18 protein-coding genes and 1 rRNA gene are annotated in these 25,384 nt (G+C 49.1%); 9 read left to right on the top strand and 10 right to left on the bottom strand.

What is annotated here, in order from left to right; genetic code table 11:
- The first annotated feature begins 130 nt into the window (after positions 1-130).
- The 3 genes from SMSP2_RS13185 (at position 131) to uxaC (ending at position 4,515) form a co-directional block, all read left to right on the top strand.
- Entirely contained in the window at positions 131-1,396 is a 1,266-nt protein-coding gene (locus tag SMSP2_RS13185; RefSeq protein WP_146684931.1) for a nickel-dependent putative hexonate epimerase, read from the top strand.
- Positions 1,397-1,530: 134 nt separating this feature from the next.
- Positions 1,531-2,982: a decarboxylating NADP(+)-dependent phosphogluconate dehydrogenase gene (gnd, locus tag SMSP2_RS13180; RefSeq protein ID WP_146684504.1), complete on the top strand. Its 1,452-nt coding sequence runs from the start codon at positions 1,531-1,533 to the stop codon at positions 2,980-2,982.
- Positions 2,983-3,111: 129 nt separating this feature from the next.
- Complete coding sequence (gene uxaC / locus SMSP2_RS13175; protein WP_146684503.1) at positions 3,112-4,515, top strand: glucuronate isomerase; 1,404 nt, start codon at positions 3,112-3,114, stop codon at positions 4,513-4,515.
- Between the two features lie 43 nt (positions 4,516-4,558).
- Here uxaC and SMSP2_RS13170 read toward each other — a convergent pair whose 3' ends face one another.
- The 3 genes from SMSP2_RS13170 to SMSP2_RS13160 all read right to left on the bottom strand — a co-directional run bounded on the left by SMSP2_RS13170 (position 4,559) and on the right by SMSP2_RS13160 (position 9,363).
- On the bottom strand, positions 4,559-7,966 hold the full coding sequence (locus tag SMSP2_RS13170; protein WP_146684502.1) for an FAD-dependent oxidoreductase: 3,408 nt from the start codon (positions 7,964-7,966) through the stop codon (positions 4,559-4,561).
- Positions 7,967-8,094: 128 nt separating this feature from the next.
- Positions 8,095-8,922 (bottom strand): MBL fold metallo-hydrolase, encoded by an 828-nt coding sequence (locus tag SMSP2_RS13165; protein ID WP_146684501.1) that lies wholly within the window; start codon positions 8,920-8,922, stop codon positions 8,095-8,097.
- A 273-nt stretch (positions 8,923-9,195) separates the two neighbouring features.
- Entirely contained in the window at positions 9,196-9,363 is a 168-nt protein-coding gene (locus SMSP2_RS13160) for a YqaE/Pmp3 family membrane protein (RefSeq protein WP_146684500.1), read from the bottom strand.
- A 247-nt stretch (positions 9,364-9,610) separates the two neighbouring features.
- Here SMSP2_RS13160 and SMSP2_RS13155 point away from each other — a divergent pair, with 247 nt between their 5' ends.
- The 5 genes from SMSP2_RS13155 (at position 9,611) to SMSP2_RS13135 (ending at position 17,042) form a co-directional block, all read left to right on the top strand.
- Entirely contained in the window at positions 9,611-12,049 is a 2,439-nt protein-coding gene (locus SMSP2_RS13155) for an FtsK/SpoIIIE family DNA translocase (RefSeq protein ID WP_146684499.1), read from the top strand.
- A gap of 12 nt (positions 12,050-12,061) precedes the next feature.
- Positions 12,062-14,182, top strand: a complete 2,121-nt coding sequence (locus SMSP2_RS13150) for a RecQ family ATP-dependent DNA helicase (RefSeq protein ID WP_146684498.1) — start codon at positions 12,062-12,064, stop codon at positions 14,180-14,182.
- 4 nt (positions 14,183-14,186) lie between these two features.
- Entirely contained in the window at positions 14,187-15,443 is a 1,257-nt protein-coding gene (locus SMSP2_RS13145) for a DNA-processing protein DprA (RefSeq protein ID WP_146684497.1), read from the top strand.
- 9 nt (positions 15,444-15,452) lie between these two features.
- Positions 15,453-15,749 (top strand): Dabb family protein, encoded by a 297-nt coding sequence (locus SMSP2_RS13140; RefSeq protein WP_146684496.1) that lies wholly within the window; start codon positions 15,453-15,455, stop codon positions 15,747-15,749.
- 117 nt (positions 15,750-15,866) lie between these two features.
- The gene (locus SMSP2_RS13135) at positions 15,867-17,042 is read left to right on the top strand and encodes a glycosyltransferase family 4 protein (protein WP_146684495.1); all 1,176 of its coding nucleotides are present in this window, start codon (positions 15,867-15,869) and stop codon (positions 17,040-17,042) included.
- Between the two features lie 17 nt (positions 17,043-17,059).
- On the opposite strand, the gene SMSP2_RS13130 is transcribed toward SMSP2_RS13135, so the two are convergent.
- From SMSP2_RS13130 to SMSP2_RS13105, 7 genes are all read right to left on the bottom strand, one after another.
- Entirely contained in the window at positions 17,060-17,689 is a 630-nt protein-coding gene (locus SMSP2_RS13130; protein ID WP_186804733.1) for a site-2 protease family protein, read from the bottom strand.
- Positions 17,682-18,503: a hypothetical protein gene (locus tag SMSP2_RS13125; protein ID WP_146684493.1), complete on the bottom strand. Its 822-nt coding sequence runs from the start codon at positions 18,501-18,503 to the stop codon at positions 17,682-17,684. Before SMSP2_RS13125 ends, SMSP2_RS13130 begins: the two co-directional genes overlap by 8 nt.
- A gap of 129 nt (positions 18,504-18,632) precedes the next feature.
- Complete coding sequence (locus SMSP2_RS13120; protein ID WP_146684492.1) at positions 18,633-19,586, bottom strand: 1-phosphofructokinase family hexose kinase; 954 nt, start codon at positions 19,584-19,586, stop codon at positions 18,633-18,635.
- A 492-nt stretch (positions 19,587-20,078) separates the two neighbouring features.
- The gene (locus SMSP2_RS15310) at positions 20,079-20,384 is read right to left on the bottom strand and encodes an HNH endonuclease (RefSeq protein ID WP_418287783.1); all 306 of its coding nucleotides are present in this window, start codon (positions 20,382-20,384) and stop codon (positions 20,079-20,081) included.
- 342 nt (positions 20,385-20,726) lie between these two features.
- Positions 20,727-21,284 (bottom strand): hypothetical protein, encoded by a 558-nt coding sequence (locus SMSP2_RS13110; RefSeq protein ID WP_222566357.1) that lies wholly within the window; start codon positions 21,282-21,284, stop codon positions 20,727-20,729.
- 53 nt (positions 21,285-21,337) lie between these two features.
- Positions 21,338-21,496, bottom strand: a complete 159-nt coding sequence (locus tag SMSP2_RS14920; protein ID WP_186804732.1) for a hypothetical protein — start codon at positions 21,494-21,496, stop codon at positions 21,338-21,340.
- A gap of 211 nt (positions 21,497-21,707) precedes the next feature.
- Positions 21,708-23,269 (bottom strand): 16S ribosomal RNA (locus tag SMSP2_RS13105).
- A gap of 871 nt (positions 23,270-24,140) precedes the next feature.
- Here SMSP2_RS13105 and SMSP2_RS13100 point away from each other — a divergent pair.
- Positions 24,141-25,379, top strand: coding sequence for a quaternary amine ABC transporter ATP-binding protein (locus SMSP2_RS13100; RefSeq protein ID WP_146684490.1), 1,239 nt, complete (start codon positions 24,141-24,143; stop codon positions 25,377-25,379).
- The last annotated feature ends 5 nt before the right edge of the window (positions 25,380-25,384 follow it).

The raw sequence follows: 25,384 nt of genomic DNA, 5'->3' as shown, positions 1-25,384 counted from the left end.
CAACCGGAGATGGTTGACCTGTTTTAATGTCGGCCGAGGACGGTTGGCATATTTTAGTGTCGGCCAGGGATGGCCGACCTGCGAAGAAATAATCTGCGAAAATCTGCGGATAGAAAAATCAGAGGAAAATATGCTTTACTATAAAAATGGCTCTCAAGACAACCGGCTTTCCGGCGAAGACCTCAAGGCGGGCCTTTACGCGGCTCTTGATAAGCTGGGCCCGCGTAAAAAGGTGCTGATTGTGCCGCCGGATATCACACGGTTCTATTCGCGTGCCGGCGAGCTGACAAAGCTGGCATGGCAGTATTACGGCGAGACGGTAACGGATATCCTGCCGGCGCTGGGTACGCATTTCGCCATGACAGAGGCCGAGATGGACCGCATGTTCCCCGGCGTGCCGCACGGGCTGTTTCGTGTGCATGACTGGCGAAACGGGATTGTAACGCTCGGCACTGTGCCCGGAGAGTTTATCAGCGAGGTCAGCGAAGGACGTGTTGATTTCGACTGGCCGGCACAGGTGGCAAAGCTGCTGGCAGAGGGCGGGTTTGACCTGATACTCTCAATCGGCCAGGTCGTGCCCCACGAGGTTGTCGGCATGGCAAACTACAATAAAAACATATTCGTCGGCACCGGCGGCGCGGAAGGCATCAACAAAAGCCACTTCCTTGGAGCAGCCTACGGCATGGAACGCATGATGGGACGGGCAGATACGCCTGTACGCCGCGTGCTCAACTATGCCTCGGACAATTTTGCCTCGCACCTGCCGATAGTCTATGTCCAAACAGTCGTGGCAGCGACAGATTCCGGCCAGGCCGTCCGCGGGCTCTTTGTCGGAGACGATGTTGAGTGCTTCAACCTCGCGGCGGATCTTTCGCTGAAAACCAATTTTCAGATGCTCGATAAGCCGCTGAAAAAAGCGGTTGTATATCTCGAGGCCGAAGAGTTCAAAAGCACCTGGCTGGGCAACAAGAGTATCTACCGAACACGAATGGCGATGGCGGACGGCGGCGAGCTGATCGTTCTGGCTCCCGGGCTTCACGAGTTCGGCGAGGATCCAGAGATCGACCGGCTTATCCGCAAGTACGGCTATGTCGGCACAAAGAAGGTGCTTGAGCTTGTTGACAGCACCGACGACCTCAAGGGCAACCTCAGCGCCGCAGCGCATCTGATACACGGCTCAAGCGAGGGACGTTTCAGCGTAACCTACTGCCCGGGGCATTTAACCCGTGAACAGATAGAAAGCGTGAATTTCAAATATGCCGACCTTGACCGGATGGCGGCCCGCTATAACCCCGAGAAACTCAAAGACGGTTTCAACATGGTTGACGGCGAAGAGATATTCTACATCTCAAACCCCGGCATGGGCCTGTGGGCGTATAAAGAACGATTTGTGTGAAAAGAATTAAGAATTGAGGTAGCCATGAGCGTAGCGAATTCCATAACTTTTCACTCTTAGCTCTTCACTCATAACTTTTATCCTGTAATCCTGTCAAAAAAATAAAATTAAAATTAAATTTGGAGAACTTAAAAATGGCAAAAGCAGATATTGGCGTTGTAGGCCTGGCGGTGATGGGTGAGAACCTGATCCTTAACATGGAAAGCAAGGGCTTCACCGTGGCATGCTACAACCGTACAACCTCAAAGGTGGAAAATTTCATTAACGGACGTGCCAAAGGCAAAAACATCATCGGCGCTATGAGCGTTGAGGAGTTTGTTGACTCACTGGCGAAACCGCGTAAGGTAATGATCATGGTCAAGGCGGGCAAACCCGTTGACATGTTCATCGACCAGGTTCTGCCGCTTCTTGACGACGGCGACATCATCATTGACGGCGGCAACTCGCACTTCCCCGACACAATCCGCCGTATGGAATACGTCGAGAGCAAGGGCAAGCTCTACATCGGCACCGGTGTCTCCGGCGGCGAAGAGGGAGCACTCACCGGCCCTTCTATCATGCCCGGCGGCAGCCCCGCGGCGTGGGAACCTGTCAAGCCTATATTCCAGAAGATATCCGCTCAAACCGACGAAGGTGAGCCGTGCTGCGACTGGGTCGGCCAGGGCGGCGCAGGCCACTTTGTAAAGATGGTGCACAACGGTATCGAGTACGGCGATATGCAGATGATCTGCGAGACGTACCAGATGATGAAAGAAGGCCTGGGTATGAGCAACGAAGAGATGCACGATGTATTCAGCGAATGGAACGAAGGCGAGCTCGACTCATACCTGATCGAAATCACACGCGACATACTCGGCTACAAGGACGAAGACGGCAACGCTGTAGTTGACCTGATCCTCGACACCGCCGGCCAGAAGGGTACCGGCAAATGGACCGCAATCGCCGCACTCGACGCCGGCCAGCCGCTGACACTCATCGGCGAGGCTGTATTCGCCCGCTGCCTCTCGGCACTCAAGGAAGAACGCGTACAGGCCGCCAAGATTATCAACAAGCAGAAGTCTGCTTTTGACGGCGACAAAAAGCAGATGATACAGGACCTGCGCAAGGCACTCTACGCCTCGAAGATCGTCAGCTATGCGCAGGGCTATCAGCTTATGCGTGCGGCGGCGGCAGAATACGGCTGGGACCTCAACTACGGCGGAATCGCCCTGATGTGGCGCGGCGGCTGTATTATCCGCTCGGCGTTCCTGGGCAAAATCAAAGAAGCCTTCGAGAACAACCCCGAGATCGTAAACCTGCTGCTTGACCCGTTCTTCAAGGACGCGGTAGAAAGCGCTCAGGATTCATGGCGCCGCGTTGTAACGGCAGCGGTGAACATGGGCGTTCCGATGCCGGCAATGAGCTCGGCTCTGAGCTACTTCGACGGCTACAGCAGCGAGAGGCTGCCGGCGAATCTGCTCCAGGCGCAGCGTGACTACTTCGGCGCTCACACATACGAACGCGTTGACAAGCCCCGCGGCGAGTTCTTCCACACCAACTGGACAGGACGCGGCGGCTCAACGGCTGCATCTACTTATATCGCTTGACAATAAAGCCTGCGGGGGATACAATAAGAGTATTCCCCGCGTTTTTTGCGGAGATAACCGGCGGCTTTTTCCGTTTTTATTCACCGGACATATCCGCCGCATTTTTCGATACATGAAAGGAAAGCTCAAATGTCATTTATAACAAAAGACTTCCTGCTCAACAGCGAACCCGCCAGAAAGCTCTACCACGAATACGCCGCGGATATGCCGATATACGATTATCACTGCCATATCTCGCCGGCGGATATCGCTGATGACCGGCGATTCCAGAACATCTCTGAGGTGTGGCTGCACGGCGACCATTACAAGTGGCGGGCGATGCGGAGCAACGGCGTGGAAGAGAAATTCTGTACCGGCAATGCAAGCGACTGGGAAAAGTTCCAGGCATGGGCGGCTACCGTGCCGTGCACACTCCGCAATCCGCTCTACCACTGGACACATCTTGAACTGAAAAACACCTTCGGCATCGACAAACTGCTAAATCCCGATACGGCAAGAGAAATTTACGACAAGTGCTCTGAGATGCTTCGAAGCAGTGAGTTTTCCTGCCGCTCGCTGATCCGCAGGGCAAACGTCAGGGTGATCTGCACGACAGATGACCCTGTGGACGGGCTTGGGAGCCATAAAAGGATAAAAGAAAGCGGTTTTGAGGCCAAAGTCCTGCCGACCTGGCGGCCTGACAGGGGTATGGATGTTGACCACCCTGCCAGATTCAATGCCTGGGTTGACAGGCTCGAATCCGCCGCCGATATGGACATACGCAATTATGCTAATTACATCGCCGCGATCCGCCGCCGTCATAACTTTTTCCATGACGCGGGCTGCCGTATGAGTGACCACGGCCTGGAAACGGTCTTTGCGGAGGAATATTCAGAAGCAGATGCTAAACGGATTTTCGACCTGCTCCGCTGCGGAGAGAATGTATCCGGCGAAGACGTGCTGAAGTTCAAATCCGCAATGCTCCACGAGTTTGCACTGATGGACGCGGAGAAAGGCTGGGTGCAGCAGTTCCACATCGGCGCAATGCGCAACAACAACACCCGCTTTGCCAACAGTCTCGGCCCGGATACCGGTTTCGATTCGATCGGCGACTGCTCTTATGCAAAGCCGCTTTCGAGATTCCTCGACCGGCTCGACCAGAAGAAAAAACTGGCGAAAACAATCCTATACAACCTGCATCCAAAAGATAACGAGATGCTGGCAACCATGATAGGAAACTTCCAGGACGGAACAACAGCCGGAAAGATGCAGTACGGCTCGGGCTGGTGGTTCCTCGACCAGAAAGACGGCATGACAAAACAGATAGAGGCTCTCTCAAACCTGGGCCTGTTGAGCAGGTTTGTCGGTATGCTCACCGACTCACGCAGTTTCCTCTCCTATTCGCGGCACGAGTATTTCAGAAGGATACTCTGTTCGATACTCGGCAGCGACATCAAAAACGGCGAGATACCCGAGGATTACAGCCTCGTCGGAAAGATGGTTCAGGATATCTGTTATAACAATGCGGTAAACTATTTCGGAATAGAAGTTTAAACCAGCAAAAAAGCCTCTCGAAATGAGAGGCTTTCTTTTTATCTTAATCTTTCAAAAGCTCATTTGCGTGTCTGGCGAAATGGCCCCGGATGTCTTTTTTGTATTCCCGCAGGATATTTTCACCAACGGATTCGTAGTCTCCGCATTTGTAAAGTGCCCTGGCAAGGATAATCTCCCTGAAAGCGTTGCCGACGTATCTGCCGATATAGCGTACAGTCTCGTCGTCAATGGCTTTTTCAAGGCTGGTCAGGTGATATCCCGACATCTCCGGCTTGTTCAGATGCTGTGCAAGCATTATCGCCGATTCGGTTCCTCCAAGCCTCTCCAGGGCAATCGCAACCGACCTGTGATGCGAGAAACCGTCAACTGATTTTAGAATGCTCAGCTTCTCCAATATTGCCGGCACGGCTTTTTTACTGCCGCTGTAGCCGGCGGAGATTATCAAACCGTCAAGCGGGCTTACCCGCGTTCCCAGCGGCTCGTGAGACGATTCTCTCCAGATATACCCTTTGTCCCATTCAGTGATTTTTTTGATTTCACTGACCAGGGTGTCAATCCCCGTATCGTCTCCCATTACGCCGAGGACTCTTGCCATATGAATCTTTTTGTCGCGGTTTGTTTCCTCGGCATAAGCCCTGCGAAGCATTGGAAGAGACCTCTCCGGTGCGGCCATGATAAAGGGAATCAGAGTTGGATCGTCTATTATTTCATCAATGGCCCGGGCAATCTGTTTTTCTGTGATCTCAAATTCATCGGTCTCATCATACATATATTCGGGTATATTGCCCTTGCGTATAAGCTCTCTCTGGAGCTGTTTTACGTCTATCCGGCGCACGCCCTTTCCGCTCTTAGACGCCATAGCGGCGGCAAGACCGGCGACATAGCCCTGATTCTGTACGTCCGGCTGCATACGCAGGATCGGTATGACATCCCTGTGGGCGCTTACACCGATACCGGAAACCAGAACACCTTCAAGGCCTTTGGGCACAAGAGACCTGTACGGAAGCCTTGCCATGATGCCCCTGCGTTTTACGTCGGGGTGGGTTACATAGTAAACCGGAGCGATCAGGAACCCATGAGTATCAACATTGCTGCGGGCATAACATATTGTATCGTTGAACGTCTTTCCGGTGAGCATCTCAAGCGGTGTCAGATAATGCTCGCCGAGAACAACCTGCCGCTCTCTGGTGTTTATGATGCTTGAAAGGTCATATTCGCCGCTGTATTTCTTTCTGGCAACTATTGTCGCCCGCGTTACATCTACAATATCGGATTCATCAACGACAAGGTAATCGGTGTTATTGTACATCGCACCGAGGTGGTTTGGTGAATAGCCGGTTCCCTGCATCGCAGCGCTGACCTGGCTTGCGTGAAGCATCCTGGCTCCGGCGGCGATTGCAACCTCGCCGTTGCCCGTGCCGTCAACCACAACATCACAGAGAACAACTCCCCGCCCGTATGGCGTGGCGACAATCAGACCCTTTACCGTGTCACCCTCGACAAACGCCCCGCAGCCCATGCTGTCAAACCAGACATCGCCGCCGGCCTCTCTGACAGCCTTACGGAACCACTCCTGTTTGACCTGGCAATTCCACATCGGCCCCTGCTGGGCATATTCCCCGCCAAGCTCTATTACGCCCTGGTCTATTTCTGTGCAGAAACCGGTAATGTTTCCGTAATGATAACGCCCTATAAGTCCAACAGTGCTGACACCGCCAAGACCGTTGAGGTACTCTACAACCAGCGTCTTTGCTCCGGCTCTGGCGGCTGATATTCCCGCCGGCGCGCCGGCTGTACCGCCGCCGGCTACGACTACATCATACCTGCCGATAACCGGCAGACTGCTTTGGGGGGATTCGATGGTTTCGAAATCCTGGGCGAACGCGCGTGTTCCGCCGAGGAATTCCTTTACTTCGCCTTTTATATGCCCGCCGGCGTTTACGGTGTGAACTTTGACATCTTCGCCAAAGCCTGCCGAGGCGGACATCCCCGCCGCGGCTTTGCCGACACGCCTGCCCAGAGCGACATACTCGCACGGGTCAAACATCATCGCTGCCTCACGGCGTGGAATGTCTGCATATCCGCTGAGCACATAGAGACTGTCGATATTCTTCACCAGAAGAGTGTTTATATCCAGATTTTCAGCTCCAGGCCATTTGCCCCGGAAACTGCGGCGGCATACAACGTTGTTTACGGAGACAAAGAACGGATTCTCCGAACAGTCCAGCTGGGCCTTGCGCCAGGTCATATCACGGAATTTGTGGTCGATCTCGCTGAGACCGGCGAAAGAGTCATCTTCAAGCTCGAAACCGGCGGTGTATTTCAGCGCATTGTATATTTCTTCTCTGCCCGGGACCGGCATAGGCATCTTCTGCATTGAGAGAGAACTGTTCTGCACCGGCTCATTTCCAACTACATAGCGTGTAAAATCAACCTTGCCGGGTTTGAATTCTGTAAATTCCGCCTCCGCCGCCCGGCACAGTGATGCGTTCATTGTTGCGTCTATAACGCATTTTGCTTTTATAGCCTGCCTGCCGGAGCGGTTTGTTATTACAGCGCCGGCGGCTTTGCCGCTGCCGTCAATCAGCATGTCGGTAACAAAACTCCTGTAAAGGAATTTTACGCCGCTCTCGAGAAGCTCATTTTCAAGTGCCATCTTCACCTGATTGGGCCTCGGCGCAAGACGGTAATCATTGACGTCTTTGAGCTTATCGCTTTCCAGGATTATCTCGCCGATAAGAACACGTCTTGCGTTTTTATGTTTTTTTATATCAAATTTTACGAACCTGGCCTTGCGGTCAACTTTGCGGGCCATCATCAGTGCATCATCAAAATAATTATCTCCCCTTTGAGGATCGTTAATGATCTTGTCTATAGAGCTCCAGTTCTTTCCGTCATTGCTGATAGAAATTTCGACACTGCCCAGAGCATAATCACCAGGCTTCTGGAAAGAATAAAGATGAACAGCCGGCACGGCCTTTACACTTCCCAGATCGGCTGTAATAACCACATCGTCGTTGAACTGTACGCTGTGAGAAGCTGCCGACGCCCACATACCGTCATTGAGCATCCCGGGCGGGTCGCTGTCGCGGTGCAGTCGGTCCGGCTCAATACTGAATTTATACGAGTAGTTCCACGGTATAAACTCGGGACTCTTGAACATTTCCTTTACAAGACTATCACTAATCTCGTAATCCTTATCCAGCCAATAACGGAAATGCGAGCAGATGTCCTCGCCAAGATAGGGCTTTGGCCCGACAAGATACACCTCGCTGCCTGCGCGGGCGGCCTCTGCCGCGGCGGCAACACCGCCGGTAGTACCTCCGATAACCAGAACATCAACCTCGGCAATCAAGGGTATCTGGCGCGCAGATTGAGACACATACGTTTTTTCTGCCGCAAAACCTGCCGCGGTAAATAACAGAACAGTTAAAATAAAAAATCGTTTCATTAAAAAATCTCCTTAAAGTTATGTTACTGCTTTAAATACACGTTTAAAATCATAAACCACCTTTAAACAGCGGGCAGAAAAGCAGTATTCTGTACGTCTTTTTACAAGTCCTGTATTTACTTTTATAATCAAAAAACGACGCTCCCGCCTGTGGCAAGCGTCATACAATTACCGGGCATTTCACGGCTGAAAATCGCCGCCGCGTCAGGGCCGGTGCAATGCAGCGGATATATTTGTTCAACATTATATTGCCGCAGGCCTTCTATTGTCTTGTTTATCCGTTTGCGGCCGGAACGGAGCAGGTGCGTCCCGCCGATAACAGCGTATATCCTGCCGCGGCCGGTAATTCGGCTGATATACTTCAAAGTGTTTATAACCCCGGAATGGGCACACCCGGGCAGAACTGCCAGACCTTTGTCGGTATCAATGAAGATTGACTGATCATCCGGTATCAGGTCAAGCTCGCGGCAGTCACTGCCGGTAAAAAACGATGGCCCTGTATCCTCAAAATCTGTTAAACGCGGGATCTGGCCGGTAACCGATACGTTCTCTGAAATCTGGACAGGTTTTTCCGTCCAGATAATATGGCGGCCGTTCAATGCCTCGATGGCTTCCGGCGACATGCCGTTGAATTTTGCGCCTCCGGGTTTGAGGCTGAATTTCGGTTTCAAAGCTGCCGGATGGAGATAAATGTCAGCGTTTCGGGCGATTTTAAGCACTTCTGCCAGCCCGCCGGCGTGGTCGTAATGACCGTGGCTCAGTACAATTGCATCAGCGGATGACAAATCGATTCCAAGTTTCTGGGCGTTTTGAATAAATGCCCCGCTCTGACCAGTGTCAAAAAGTATCTTTGTGCCGGCAGATTCAATCCAGAAAGACAGACCGTGCTCACTGATCAGCCCGCCGCCGGTTGGGCTGTCTTCAATCAACAACGTTAATTTTAATTCTCTGTCCATAAAAACCGAAAAGATATTTTAGAGCTGATGCTGTTAGAATTTATAATAGACTCTACATTTTAAACTACCAGGGCAGAATACGCAAACATTGCTGCCAAAATTTTATACAATCCAAGTGCGCTCCTCCAAAGGTTGGGCACCCCTTGCGAAGTTTAAATTGTAATACTATTTTATTTACACGGTAAGGTTTAGATTATATATTCTGCACGGCAGGTGCAAAGCATCAGGCAGGGTCCCCCCCCCCCCCTTGATAACCTCAAGAGCTCACCAAATCTAAGAAGTTTTTCCGGTCAAAACAAGCCACAATGCATGAATGACACCGGGAACACCGCCAAGCAGTGTAAGAATTATGTTAATCCAGAAGTGCGTCGATACGCCGACCTGCAGAAACGCCGCAAGCGGAGGAAGAATAATAGCCAAAATAATCTTAATAATAATCATAACTATGTCCTTTCAAAACAGTTATTTATTATTATCATTATAAGCGGTGGAAGTGGTATGTCAAAATAAAATGCCCAAATAACAAAGCATATAACTTTAGTTATGTAAATTTCTTGATATTTTCACGCCGCTGATTAAACTATACAGCGATGTCCTGCTTAGTCTGGTCAATTGTTTTTTTGATATATTCCGTGCCGGCCGCCAGGCGTTAAACTATTGGCATCCGGACACTTGCGTTGGAGATATAATGCAGCATAAAACCATAGTACTCAAACTCCTGCTCGTTGTACTGCTGTTTCTGTTCGTTTTGATAGCGGCGGCGTGCCTGGATTTTGATATCGCGGATAAGCCCAGCGAGTTTGTCTGGCCGCTGAACGAAAAGCCCGAGAACATCTTCGGTCCGGTCGGCGCATGGGTTTCGTTTCACATAAATTATTACATCGGAGCTGGTATCTATATGCTGCTGCTGGGATTAAGCGGATTTACAGTGGTTGCGATCCGCGGCCGCCAGATTACCCAGCCGGTTCTAAGGACAATCGGGCTGCTGCTTTGCGTTATCAGCGTTTCTGTGATAGCTAACTTTACCTCGGGTATCTTTCCATCCCACTTCCCTGCCGGCGGAGGCGGGATTCTGGGGCTGTTTTTCGCCGCTATTCTAAAGGCCAACTTCGCTACCTTCGGCTCATGGCCTATCGTAATCATGTCCTTTATTGTCGGCAGTATCCTGCTGGCTGACTCTCTGGCTATAGCTGTTTATAAATCTATATTCTACTTTATCTTACGGCTATTTACCGGAAAAGGCGCCGACGAGCGTATCAAGGAAAAACAACAAAAAGAGAACGAGAAAGAACAGCTCCGCCAAAAACTCAAAGAAGAGAAAAAAGCCGCCAAAGAAGCAATGAAAGAAGCCAAGATGGCTGCCAAAAGGGCAAAAGCTGCGGAAAAACGGGCGCTAAAAGCCGCGAAAAAGGGCCAATATGTCCAGGCCGCAGACGATAATCTTTCTTCCAAGGAACTCTTTGACAGTGACAAAGACCAAACCCCCGCTCCCGAAAGTGATGAGCCCGGAGGAATTCCGTATGAGCCGGAAGACGAAGAGGCTGAAGAAGAGATGGCAGACATGCAGGAACGTAACGCGAGCGAAGTTGACAAGGTAAAAATTGTGCTTCCCCCCGTCGGCTCGAAAAAACGAGAGCCATTTATCCAGAAGACCTACGAAGATTATGTACTGCCACCGCTGGATTTGCTCGAGGAGCCCGAGGATGATTTCAATACCGACATCGAGTCGCAGGTACGCGGCCAGATTGACCAGCTCTGTTACGCCTTTGAGAATTTCAACGTTGACGCAAAGGTTGTCGGCGCAGAGCCGGGCCCGACCATCACGCTCTTTGAGATAGACCTCGGTGCCGGCGTCAAGGTAAACGACATCGCAAAGCTCAAGGTTGACCTTTCACGTACGCTGGGCGTACCAAATGTACGTATCATAAGCTCCATGCCCGGCCGCCAGACAATGGGAATCGAGGTTCCCAACAAAATCCGCGAAGTGGTGAGGCTAAAAGATTTGATACTGCGTGCGGGCTCGAAGCCGCATGATATGAAGATACCGCTGTTTCTCGGCAAGGACAGCTCGGGAGACGCCATCGTTACCGATATGGCCGATATGCCCCACTGCCTGATCGCGGGCACGACCGGCTCGGGAAAAAGTGTCTGCGTAAACGACATTATCACCAGCATACTGCTGACCAAGCGGCCCGACGAGGTGCAGATGATCCTCGTTGACCCGAAGATGGTAGAGATGACCCCGTATCAGGAACTGCCCCATCTGATGTGCCCTCTGGTGACGGAAATGGCAAAGGCCGAGAGAATACTGGCATGGGCGGTGGAGAAAATGGAAGAAAGATACATTCTTTTCCGTGATGCAAAAGCCCGTGATATATCAAGTTACAACAGACTCACACGGAAACAGCTTATCGAACGGTTTGACCCGCAGACCGAAGAGGACGAAGCAAGAATACCCAAGAAGCTGCCCTATATCGTTATTATTGTCGATGAACTGGCTGACCTGATGATGACAAACCGCGAGGTTGAGGACCATATTGTCCGGCTCGCCCAGAAATCCCGTGCTGTTGGTATTCACATGGTTCTGGCGACCCAGCGGCCCCAGCGCGACGTGGTAACCGGCCTGATCAAGTCTAACCTGCCCGCGCGTATCAGCTTCAAGGTGGCGACGGGGCTGGACAGCCGTATCATTCTCGACCAGACAGGCGCAGAAACACTGCTGGGCAAGGGAGATATGCTGTTTTTGCACCCGAAAACCAGCAAGATATACCGTGCACAGGGAGCATACCTCGAGGACGAGGAGATAGAACGGATTATCCGCCACCTCAAAGATGTCGCACAGCCCCAGTTCCACCCGGAGCTTATGCAGCTTGACAGAATCGAGCTGGGTGAGACGCCGCTGGATCCGCTCTTTGATGATGCGGTGCGTGTGGTCCTTGAGAACCAACGAGGCAGCGGCTCACTGCTCCAGCGAAAACTCGGCGTCGGCTACAACCGTGCACAGCGGCTTATTGAAATGATGGCAGAGTACGGCATACTCGGCGAACACAAAAACGCACAGGCACGCGAGGTAATGCTGACAATGGAGCAGTGGGAAGAAATCAAAAAAGAACAGGAAAGTGGATAGTACTATTTGAGAATGCATTCAATTCCTACACAAAAATATGCTTTGCAGTTATTGCAGACTGCCCTTGATGACAAAAAGGCTGCTTTCAGGGATGGGCAGTGGCAGAGCATTGAGTTTTTACTGAATCGCCGGAGAATATTGGTTGTTCAACGCACCGGCTGGGGCAAAAGCATGGTGTATTTTCTTGGTACTAAGCTGCTGCGGGAACAAGGCAAAGGTTTAACTTTATTAATTTCGCCATTGTTGTCTTTAATGCGAAATCAGCTTGAAGCAGCCAATAGGCTGGGCCTCAGCGCGTGCACTATAAACAGCAGCAATGTTGAGGAATGGGATAAAGTTGAAAGTGATCTGAAAAATGACAGAGTTGACATACTCTTAATATCACCAGAGCGGCTTGCAAACCAGGTTTTTCGGGAAAACATTTTATCCCATGTGGCCTCAAAGATCGGAATGCTTGTCGTTGATGAAGCTCATTGCATTTCTGACTGGGGACACGATTTTCGCCCTGATTATCGGCGGATTATCAGAGTTATTCAGGCCATTCCTCCGAATGTGCCGATACTTGCCACGACTGCAACGGCAAATGACAGGGTTGTAAACGACGTTAAAACACAGTTAGGCGGAGATATAGGTTTTGTCCGCGGCACGCTTGTCCGAAAAAGCCTTAAATTGCAGAATATTATAATGCCGGACACAGCGGCAAGAATGGCCTGGCTTGCGGGCACAATCCCCAGACTCCCCGGCAGCGGTATTGTTTACACTTTGACCCAGCGAGATTCTGTGCGTGTAGCGCAATGGCTGAAGCAAAACGGGATCTCTGCTCAAGCCTATCATGCGGGAATGTCTGAAAAAGAGCCCGGCGGCAGGAGCCGACAACAGCTTGAGCAGTCGCTGCTGAATAATGAGATCAAGGTTCTTGTTGCTACAGTGGCTCTCGGTATGGGATTTGACAAACCCGATTTAGGTTTTGTAATACATTATCAGCGCCCCGCATCTGTGGTTCACTATTACCAACAGGTGGGCAGGGCCGGCCGAGCAGTTGACCAGGCGTATGGAATTTTGCTCTGCGGAGAGGAGGATGACAGGATATCTGATTATTTTATTCAGACCGCTTTTCCACCTCAGCGACATATAGAGACTGTGCTCCAAGCCGTCACTAAAGCAAATACAGGGATATCAACACCGTCTCTTATGGCGGAGCTGAATCTAAAATATTCACAAATTGAAAAGACCTTAAAATTCTTAACGATTGAATCTCCGGCACCGGTTATTAAAATGGACTCCAAGTGGTACTTAACACCGGCTGCTTCAGATTATTCGGTTAACAGGAGCCATGTTGAGATGATCACCAGGCTAAGAAGAGATGAACAGGAACAGATGCGGTCATATATGCGCCATGACGGATGCCTTATGGCTTTTTTGCAGTCCGCACTGGATGATCCTCGCCCGCAAAAATGCGGTATGTGCAAAAACTGCACTCCGCAGCAGCTTCTCGAAGAAAAGTACGATTTAAAGCTGGCTCAGGAGGCGAATCTTTTTCTGAAGAGATGTTATATTCCTATTAAGCCGCGTCTGCAATGGCCGGCAGGCAATCCCCTGAAGGTTTACGGTTTTACTGGTTCTATTAGCGATCAACAGCGTTTGTCAGAAGGCAGAGCTTTGAGCCTTTGGAGAGATGCCGGTTGGGGGCAACTTGCAGCAGACGGCAAGTACCAGAGTGAACGTTTTTGTGATGATTTGGTCTCGGCCTGTGCCCAAATGTATGAAAAGTGGGCACCTGAACCAAAACCAAAATGGGCCACATGTATCCCTTCGCTTAACCGGCCGGAGCTGGTTCCTGATTTTGCACGAAGACTTTCAGAAAAGCTGGGACTTCGCTTTGGAATGTGTTTTGAAAAGGTAAGGCAAAACATGCCCCAAAAGGAAATGGAAAACAGCTATCAGCAGGCAGCTAATCTGGATGGTGTTTTCAAACTTACAATTGATAATGGCACTTTTGCACCCTGTTTACTGATTGACGATGTAGTCGATTCAAGGTGGACCTTTACCGTTGCGGCAGCTTTGCTTCGTCAGGCCGGCTGCAAGGCAGTTTACCCCCTGGCGTTGGCAATGAATTCTCCAAGAATGGATTAATTTTATGCATAATAATTATCTAACTAATGACACAAAAGTTATAATCATGCTCTGCGGTGTATTTGGCAAAGACAGATCAGTGAGTCCTCTTACCCAAACGGAATATAACAAACTGGTCGGTTGGCTGGTTCAAGCCGGTTTACGCCCTGAAGATATGCTCAAACACGATGTTCTATCAGACGCATCAAAAGGCTCTGGAATTGAGCAATCCCGCCTTGATTCACTGATGAGCAGGGGTGTCCAACTGGGTTTTGCTCTGGAAGATTGGCAGAATAACGGTGTGTGGGTTATAAGCAGAAGCGACCCTGATTATCCCCAGAGATACAAGAAACATCTAAAGGACAAGGCTCCTCCGCTTTTGTTCGGAATTGGCGAAAAACACTTACTTCAAGGAGGCGGCCTTGCCATAGTCGGGTCGCGAAATGTAGATGAAGAGGGAAAGATTTTTGCGCAAACAGCAGCAGAGTTATGCGCTTTGAATAATATGCCTGTGATTTCGGGAGGGGCTCGCGGGGTTGACATCAACGCTATGTCAACGGTTTTACAGGCTAATGGAGTTTGTATAGGTGTTCTTGCTGACAGCCTTTTGAAAAAAAGTCTCGAACCAGCTGCCAGAATTGCGATTACTGATGGCAGACTGCTGCTTATTTCTCCATATCACCCCAAAGCCGGTTTTAGTGTTGGAACTGCAATGGCACGTAACAAGCTGATTTATGCTATGGCCGATTACGCCTTGATTGTAAGCTCTGAATACAAGACCGGAGGAACCTGGGCAGGTGCAAAAGAAGAGCTAAGAAGAGAACAGCATCGTCCGGTATTTGTTAGAAATGGGGAAAATGTTCCAAAAGGCAACCTAATGCTGCTGGAGTCAGGTGCTGTTGAGTTTCCGAATGATATTGACCAGAGAAACTTCACAGAAAAACTGGATTCTTTGTCAAACACCACTAAGCTCGGCAGTAAGACACTTTTTGATTATAAACAAGAGCCGTCTGCGATAGATAAGGGGAAAATAGATAAAATTGAGAAGAAAAATGAGAAAAAACCAAAAAAAAATTCAAGATCAGCTTATGATGTTGTTTTGCCGTTAATACTGGAAATGACAGAAACTCGCGTAAAGCCTGGCGAGCTGGCTAAGCAGCTCGATGTGTCGAAAAACCAAATAAAAAATTGGCTCACACGCGCAGAGAATGAACATAAAATAGAAAAAGTTTCTAAAAAACCAATTGAATACATAAGAAACTATAATGTTAACAGTTTATAAAGGATCAAAATGCTTGTACATACTGTATTATTCTGGTTAAAGGATGATGTAACCGATGATGACAGAGAATTTTTCGCGGCAGAGCTGGAGAAGCTCAAGGGGATTGAATGTGCCCACGCTGTTTATGTCGGCACTCCTGCGGCGACGGAACGGCCGGTGATTGACAGCAGCTACGACTTCTGTCTGACGGTAATATTACCGGATACGGCAGCGCACGACACCTACCAATACGACCCGCTGCACGTAGCTTTTGTGGAAAAATGCAAAGCGATGTTTGGGAAAATCCTGATCTACGATGCGGACTGATATCTATCTGGCATGATTGGCAGGTATTGTTTAAACAAGTGAGATTTCAATCCTATATTTATGGCGTAAACTATTGAAAATAAAAGAAATACCAGGTAAGTACCACCCCCCGTTACAATGAAAATAGTTCATATAATAACACGTCTCGTGATTGGCGGGGCACAGGAAAACACGCTTATAACCTGCCGCGAGCAGAAAAAAGACGGCCATGAGGTTACACTCATAACCGGCGATGACCGGCGGGGCGAGGGCACGCTGATTGAAACGGCCAAAGCCTGGGGCATAGAAGTCATAAACGTCCCCCAGCTTGTTCGCCAAATACGCCCCTGCAAAGAGCTTAAAGGCTTTTTTGCTCTGAAAAGCGTTCTAAGAGACCTTGACCCTGACATAATCCACACCCATTCGGCAAAGGCTGGAATCCTGGGCAGGGCCGCCGGCGCGGCAATCAGGCGAAAAACAGATAACGGCCGGCATAGGCCGCTGATTGTGCACGGCGTACACGGCCTGCCCTTCCACGAATACCAACCGGCAATTATAAACTGGATATACATCCTGCTGGAACGCCATTACGCGAAAAAAACAGATGCCTACGTGTGCGTAGCGGACACAATGGCGGAGAAATCTCTGGCCAGAGGTATCGGCAGCAAAGATATGTACACAACTGCCTACTCGGCGATGGAGGTTGAGGAATTTCTCCAGCCGCCCCAGCCCGAGACAATCGCTCAATTTCGGGAAAAATATAACATCCCGCAAGACGCGAAGGTTATCGTAAAAATCGCCCGGCTGGCAGATCTCAAGGGACATGAATACGTCATACAGTCAGCCCGTGAGCTGGCAGAGAAGCACCCCGACTGCATCTGGCTCTTTGTCGGCAGCGGACTGCTGGAAGCGAAACTTCGCGATATGATAGACGCCGCGAATCTCACGGACCGTTTTCGGTTTACAGGTCTGTTAGAACCCTCGATGATACCGCTGGTTATACACTCAAGCGACATACTGGTGCACTGCTCACTGCGCGAGGGGCTGGCAAGGGTATTGCCGCAATCGCTGCTATGCGCAACGCCCGCGGTCAGCTTTGATATTGACGGGGCAAAGGAGGTCATTAACGAGAACACCGGTTTTCTGCTGCCGCCCAGAGACATTCCTGCTCTGGTTGACGCCTGCGATAAACTACTCTCAGACGAGGATTTAAGAAAACAACTCGGCAAAAACGGCCAAGACTTAGTGCGGGAGATGTTTACGCCGCGGCGAATGGCCCAGACGGTAGAGGCCGTGTACCGCAGTATAATTTAAGCGGCAGGCCGCAGGGGCTATGCCTTAACCTTTACAACCTCATAAAATGTGTTTACCAGGCTCTTGTCCATCAGGGCATCGAGCATAAAGCCCAGCACGGGATCGAGAACCATAGCGATACCGCCGGTAAAAATCAGCAGAAGCAGGATTATCAGGCCGGTCATCCTGAACCTCGAAGGGTTGACGATTTTCATGCCGGGTATGATGCAGGGCCATATCTTGCTGCCGTCAAGAGGCGATATCGGAATAAGATTCAAAACCGCCAGGATACCGTTAATAAGGTAAGTCCCTACAAGAAAGGCTTTTACTTGATCCGGCATCGGGAGCCGCAGCATCAGCCAGATAGCCAGACATATGAGCAGATTAGCGCCGGGGCCTGCAAGCGAGCTGAGCAGATAATCACGCCGCGGCCTCTCGAAATTAAACACATTTATCAAAACCGGTTTTCCCCAGCCAAAGCCCAGGAAAAACAACGCAAGAGTTCCAAGCGGCGAAAGATGCCTGAGCGGATCAAGGCTGACCCGCCCCATCTTGTAAGCCGTTTTATCGCCAAGCAGCAGCGCGCTGTAGGCGTGTGCCGCCTCGTGAAAAGTCAGTCCGATTATCAAGCCGGGGAAAAGATACAGCAAAAAGGTTAAGTTAATCATTGCCCGCCTGCCTTTGATCCATAAATCTATTAAAATCATCACTTTGCGCGAGCTCTTTCCATTCCTCTCCCGCCTTGTCAGGGTCAAAGCCGCCGTCTATAGCCATCGCCAGATACTCACAGGCCCTGTACATATCGCCTGCGACATAGCAAATTTGGGCTCCCACAGATTCAAACGGCCCCATTTGCCACAGACGCTGAGCGTCACAAAGCTCCTTAAACGCCGCTTCATCTTTGCCGGCAGTATAATATTTGCAGTAGTTTGCCAGGTGGGCCATCGGGCTTTCGATTATCTGGAGAATCTTTTCTGCCAGCTTCACAGCCTTGCCCCATTCACGCTCAAGCAGAAAACTGTAGCAGCGTATCGGATAGGCCTGAAGGCTGATAGCCATCGGCAGGTCGCGGCGGGAAATAATTTCGTCGAGAATAGCAAGCCGCTTTTCTTTGGGCTCATCAAGGCTGAGCTGGTATTTGAGCCCGAGAAGCATCTCAAGATTCGTACAGTCTGCGTATTCAGCCGCGAGAGTCCACTCTTTGGCAGAAATTTTGTTATTCTTGAAAAAGGCCGCGTTGCCCATCATCTCGGCAAATCTGCTGTCACGGTAACGCTCCATGAGTTTCTGTGCAACCGGCTCCATTTCAGCATAACCAAAACGAGTGAGCCCGTACGCTAAATAACGCAGCCCGTCTTCCGGATCATCGGTAACACGGAGTATCAAGTGCAGCACTGTGCCGACATCAACTATGGGGATCAATCCCGCGATAACGGCCGCGAGTCGAAGCGGCAGGGCTAATATATTTCTTACAAAATGCATATGTCCATCGTTTATAATTGTTTACGGTTAATCTTTGATATGAAAGCTGTATATCCGTTCCGTCTGGAGGTATTAAACCCGCACGAACAACGTCAGCCGCACATCACGTATTATCTATACCCCTGCGGCCTACAAGTGGTTCGTTTCTATTTCGAGCATTTCATCAAGCTGCCACGGCTCATGGTCTTTGCAAAGGCCGAAAACAAATCCGGTAGCAAGCCGGACTGCCTTTGTCAGGGCGTATTCAGGGCTTGGATTTTCTTTCATGCCGGCGATAAAACCTGCAAGCAGATAATCTCCGCCGGCAACGGTCTTGAGCACATCCCTGTCAGCACCGGCATAAAAAGAATGCCAGCACTCATCGCGGCTGATAAAAACCGCACCTTCAGAGCCCAGGCTCACAATCAAAGCAGAAACCTTATCCAGAAGGCGCCTGCCGGCACGTAATACAGCCTGCGGATCTTCTTTTACCCTGCAATTGAGCAGGTTTTCAAGCTCTGTGATATTAGGTGAAATCAGCGATATCTGCCCGCTGCTTACCAACCTCTCGAGAGCTGTTCCGCTGGTATCGAGTATGATGTTTGTATGCTTCTGTTTGCAGTCCCAGATAAGCGAGACAACCTCCTCAAGCAGTGCACCTTCCGGCATACTTCCGCCGAATACGAGTACATCATCCTTGTCGATCATTCGCAAAAGCTGATCAGACATGCGGCGGATTGAGCCCTTGTTGGCAAGAGTTCCGGGAAGGCGAAGATGCATTTCACGGTTTTTCCTGGTATCCCGAAGGGTTATATTCTGTCTGGTATGCCCGCGAACCGCGGCGAAACGGATATCGATAAAACTGCTCAGAGGCCGAAGCTGCTCCGCCATCTCGTCATAATCTTCCTGCCCCCACAGGCCTGTCGCGATGCTTGGATAACCAAGCCAGGCAAGCGCCTTGGAGACATTGAGAGCCTTGCCGGCAGGTACGCTTGTCCTGGCGTCAAGAACCTTATGATCGCCCCACTCGATACCATCGGCCGAACATACAACATCCCAGGCCGGGCGAATACCAACTGTAATTATATTGCCGCGTTCAAACATATACTGACCTTTCAGACTGATTAACAGCCAAAAAACGCCGGATTTTCCGGCAGAGATGTAATTTATACAAACTCTTTACCAAATATCAAGGGCTTTTTCAGCTATGATTGCCGGCGAATTGATTTTCCCTTTGGTTGAAGTGGGTTGTTATCCGACCAATCAGACTGATCCGTCAGATCAATCAGTCCGATCTGTCTGATCAGACTGACCATCTCGCAACGAAAAAAGCCCCCGGGCATTTCTGCTCGAGGGCTTTTAATTATCAAATAACAGTTGTCGTCACCCGCCTGTAAAATGGCTGACATTTGGGGTTTTTTAGATGTTATAAAGAGCACAATTGCTCAACATCATCCCCATAATTATCCTTAGAAAGGAGGTGATCCAGCCGCAGGTTCCCCTACGGCTACCTTGTTACGACTTAGTCCCAGTTACCGAGTTCACCGTAGGAAGCCGCTTCCCGCAAGCGGGTTAGCCATTTAATTTTGAAGACTTTCAAATACTATCACTTTTTTTTCGATTGCAGCTTTGGCACAGCAGCTGCAAATTTCTAGCGGTGTCTGCTCCACCCTTACTGTGTGGTATAATATGATCAAATTCCAGATTTTCATTACTACCACAACAAACGCACTTACCTTGATCCCTTCTCCAAACTTCATGTTTCACTTTTTCGGGTATGGGTTTTCTCACTCTTTTTGTTTTTAACGAACCTTTGTATTCATCATTGCTTATTATATTTCGATTATTGAAACTGCTCGTCTCTTTAGAAATCCTATACAGCTGTAAAGATCCACTTGACATATGCTTAAGATCAGATGAAAACAAATTACAGAAAGGATGCCCATCACTATCATGTTTTACTAATAATATATCAAAGAGAGCCCATATATACACAACTGAACCTCCAACACCCATGCTTAAAAAAGTCAAAAACAATTGAATAGTGCTGTTTGTTGTGTAAACTCCTCTTTTAAGTCACATGTTAATGGAACTTTCAACACTTCTCCGCAATTAGGGCATTTATGAGTGGTCCCCACCTGCTCATCTTGTGCGCATAGTAAATGGTTACATACCGGGCATTCGAATTTTATCATCTTTCACCTCAACTCGATCTAATCAACATCAGAAAAATATAGCAATAGATCATTCACTCCTCACCCTGAAATAACCCTTGATACAAGCTGGATTTCTCACACATATTTGGATATGATTTTTGTCCCTGAACCCTGAATTGGGATAAATCTCTTTTCCTTCTATAAAAACTCCGCGTGTTGTATCGAATTTGTAATCGGCCTTTCCCTTTTCAACCAGCCAATCCTGTTTCTCGTGCACGGCTTCAACAACTGCACAATCGAGGCGCCTTATAAGCAAGTCGCCATCCCGTTTTACAGGGGTGTTTTCCGGCATTGGCTCATCGTACTGTTTAATATTTTCAGCTACCACTTCGTAACCAAATTTTAAAAACTCTATGAATTTGGAATCGAGCAGATTTAAGCAATGCCCCAAATCAATAATAGCACCAACTACTGCGGCTTTCTTAACTTTACCCCGAGATATTTGAGGAAACAGCTTTACCTGTTTTGCGAATTCAAGAGCCCTGACGGGATTATTTTCCCAAAAGTATATGCCGTTGCCAAGCCAGTCGTAATCGTTATCTGAAAATTTTAATTCAGCCCTGCCTGAAAAGACATCCTCAGCCACAGATTCATCACAACCGTGAAACCCCAGAACAAATGAAGGCAATACAGAATACATTACTTAGCAGTCCGGTAAGGCTTCTTCAGCTTTCCTGTTTTTGTGCAGATACCTATTCTGTGAAGTGTAGCAATAGCTTCTTCCTTGCTGTTGTGTTTGGCTTTTTGGGCCTCTTTTTTCAGCTCTTTTAGCAGTGTTTTATAAGCTTTGTCTGTCATGGATTCACCTGTATAACAACATTAGAACCTTATTTTACTTGTAAAAATGTCTCTTGTCAACGAAAAAAAGCCCCCGGGCATTTCTGCTCGAGGGCTTTTAATTATCAAATAACAGTTGTCGTCAAGCACCATGAAAATGGCTGACATTTGGGGTTTCTTAGATGTTATAAAGAGCACAATTGCTCAACATCATCCCCATAATTATCCTTAGAAAGGAGGTGATCCAGCCGCAGGTTCCCCTACGGCTACCTTGTTACGACTTAGTCCCAGTTACCGAGTTCACCGTAGGAAGCCGCTTCCCGCAAGCGGGTTAGCAAGCCTACTTCGGGTGCTCCCGATTTCCGTGACTTGACGGGCGGTGTGTACAAGGCTCAGGAACACATTCACCGCGTCATAGCTGATACGCGATTACTAGCGATTCCAACTTCATGCAGGCGAGTTGTCAGCCTGCAATCCGAACTGAGGACTGCTTTGTGCGATTTGCTCCACCTCGCGGTCTTGCTTCGCTCTGTACAGCCCATTGTAGCACGTGTGAAGCCCTGGGCATAAAGGCCATGAGGACCTGACGTCATCCCCACCTTCCTCCGGTTTAACACCGGCAGTCCCGTTAGAGTCCCCAGCATAACCTGATGGTAACTAACGGCAAGGGTTTCGCTCGTTTAAGGACTTAACCCAACATCTCACGACACGAGCTGACGACGGCCATGCAGCACCTGTGTAAGTTTCACCCCGAAGGGCAGCCTTAGAGTGTTTCCACAATGGCATACAAACATGTCAAACCCAGGTAAGGTTCTGCGCGTTGCTTCGAATTAATCCACATGCTCCACCGCTTGTGTGAGCCCCCGTCAATTCCTTTGAGTTTTAGCCTTGCGACCGTACTCCCCAGGCGGTGTACTTAACACTTTTGCTGCGACTGCCATCAAGTCAGATTGACAACAGTCTAGTACACATCGTTTACGGCATGGACTACCGGGGTATCTAATCCCGTTCGCTACCCATGCTTTCGTACCTCAGCGTCAGGTCCGGCCCAGTGCCCCGATTTCTCCTCTGGCGTTCCTCTTGATATCTACGCATTCCACCGCTCCACCAAGAGTTCCAGGCACCCCTACCGGCCTCAAGACATCCGGTTTGCCCCCCAATTCCCCTGTTGAGCAGGGGGATTTCAAAGGACACCTGAATGTCAGCCTACGCACGCTTTAAGCCCAGTGATTCTGAACAACGCTTGCCACCTTCGTATTACCGCGGCTGCTGGCACGAAGTTAGCCGTGACTTCCTCTGGGGCAGTTCAAACTGGTAAACCAGTCTTACTTATCCCTGACAGCAGTTTACACCCCGAGGGGCTTCGTCCTGCACGCGGCGTCGCTGGGTCAGGCTTTCGCCCATTGCCCAATATTCGTTACTGCAGCCCTCCGTGGAGGTCCGGGCAGTGTCTCAGTCCCGATATGGCGGGTCAACCTCTCAGTCCCGCTACCCGTCGTCGCCTTGGTGAGCCGTTACCTCACCAACAAGCTGATAGGGAATAGGCCCCTCATGTGCTGATAAATCTTTGGTAATATAAATTAAATATACTACATTATCCGGTATTACCGCCCCTTTCGGAAGAATGTAAACATTCAGACGCTATCCCAGAGCACAAGGCAGGTTACCTATCCGTTACTCATCCTTTCGCCACTATCTTTAGAATCGATTACTCTCAACTAAAGACCGTTCGACTTGCATGTCTTAGCCACGCCGCCAGCGTTCGTTCTGAGCCAGGATCAAACTCTTCAATTTGATTCTTTATAGGCTCGGATAATAAATTATCCGGTTCTTATAAATTGACGTTAAATGAGAGGATTAGTCTCACTCAACTTTAGGCTCAACACTTCTACGCACGGAAGTGTCAAGAATTTAAAACACACCTGTGTTTTTAGTTTTCTATACTCCCAGGGACGGCGTGTTGCGTAACCGTGCCCCGAAAGACTCACTTCCATGGCGCTTAATTTGACGTACAACTGTTAACTTGTAAAAGAACAAATCTCTATCACTGTAGAGACGCATAAGTATAAACGGATATACACGGAGGTCAAGCATTTAGTTCAAAAAAAATAAAAATAAATTTAAATACAAACATATTTACACGTAAACCATTTATAGAAAATGCTTTAAATTTTTGACCCGACGGGCGGGCCTGAGGAGAAAATTTCTATCCGGTATGTATAAACCCGCCAAAACGGTCGCTGTATAAAAAGAAAAACTTTCGCTTTTTGGGTATTTTCAAAACGCCGCATACAAATTTGACAAAAAAACTGGTTGATATGCTTTCGGCATTTGGTATAATGGTGTTTTAGTTCATGAAGTAGCAAAACAGTAGTAGGCTTTTTGCGAATAAAGAAAAGGTACAATCATCAACTTTCTTTGTAAGCGCTAAGGTAACCGAAACCTTTTGTGAAAAATGTATTTTAATATAGAACTGGGGCTTGTTCCAGGGTCAGCATGAAATTGCTGATGGCCCGGAACTTAATCACGACTAATTGAGGTGGTTAAATGCCAACTTTCGTAAAAGTAACGAAATTAAGCTTAAGCACTCTAACTCTATAGCTGGAATTTACCCGGCTTAAAGAGTTAGAGTGCTTTTTTTTTGGAAAGATTTTTAGAGAATGCTATGAAAGATAACATTAAAATACAACTCAAAGACATTACTGTAATCTTCGGCAAGAAACGCGCCGAAGCGCTGAAAATGCTTGACCAGGGTGTTTCAAAAAATGAAATACTTGAGAAAACCGGCTGTACAGTTGGTGTCAACAAGGCCAGTTTTGACATCAAGACAGGTGAGGTATTTGTTGTAATGGGACTCTCGGGCAGCGGTAAGTCAACACTGCTTCGGTGTTTAAACAGGCTCATAGAGCCTACCGCCGGCGATGTAATAGTAAACGGCAGAAACATTACAAAAGAATCAGACAAAGAGCTGCTGGAAACCAGAAGAACCGAAATGAGTATGGTTTTTCAGAAATTCGGTCTGCTGCCGCACAAAACAATCATAGACAATGTGGCTTTCGGGCTTGAGATACGCGGCGAGAGCGGCGCAAAACGCCTTGAGATCGCACAGGACTCGATAAACACTGTCGGTCTTGAAGGGTTTCAAAACCAGTACCCTTCTCAGCTCTCCGGCGGTATGCAGCAGAGAGTAGGCCTGGCCAGGGCGCTGGCAAATAACCCTGAAGTGCTGCTTATGGACGAGGCGTTCTCAGCCCTGGACCCGCTGATCCGTGCGGATATGCAGGATCAGCTCCTGGAGCTGCAGAACAAGCTCAAAAAAACCGTGGTTTTCATCACGCATGACCTTGATGAAGCCATAAAACTCGGCGACCGTATAGCCATCATGAAAGACGGCTTTATTGAGCAGATCGGAACTGCCGAGGATATCCTTACAGAGCCGGCCAGCGAATACGTCCAGGCATTTGTAAGCAACGTTGACAGAAAATCCATCATCACTGCAAACACCCTGATGTTTGAAAAGCCCCAGGTCGCTCAATATGAAAGAGACGGTGTAGAGGTTGCCATAAGGAAAATGAGAAAAGTTTCCGTAGAGGTACTGCCCGTTGTTGACAATGACCACATATTCAAAGGTTTTGTCTGGCTCAAAGACCTGGTAGGGGCACACAAAGAAAAGAAACACAGCATAAAAGAGTTTATCCAGACACAGGGTCCGATGGTAAATCCGGATGCTACGGTTGAGCAGATGCTGCCGCTGATAACCGGCACAGAGGCGCCCGTGGCGGTTACGGACGAGCAAAGCGGCAAACTCAAAGGCATTGTAACGCAGATTTCACTGATCGTAGAGGCAACCAGTTTCGATCGTGAACAAATAGAAGAACTCAAAGAAAACTTAAACGAGCAATAAAATGG

The sequence above is a fragment of the Limihaloglobus sulfuriphilus genome, from assembly GCF_001999965.1.
GTDB classification, from domain to species: domain Bacteria; phylum Planctomycetota; class Phycisphaerae; order Sedimentisphaerales; family Sedimentisphaeraceae; genus Limihaloglobus; species Limihaloglobus sulfuriphilus.
Note: the sequence above shows the minus strand (reverse complement) of the source record. Positions and strands in the feature narration are given on the sequence as shown.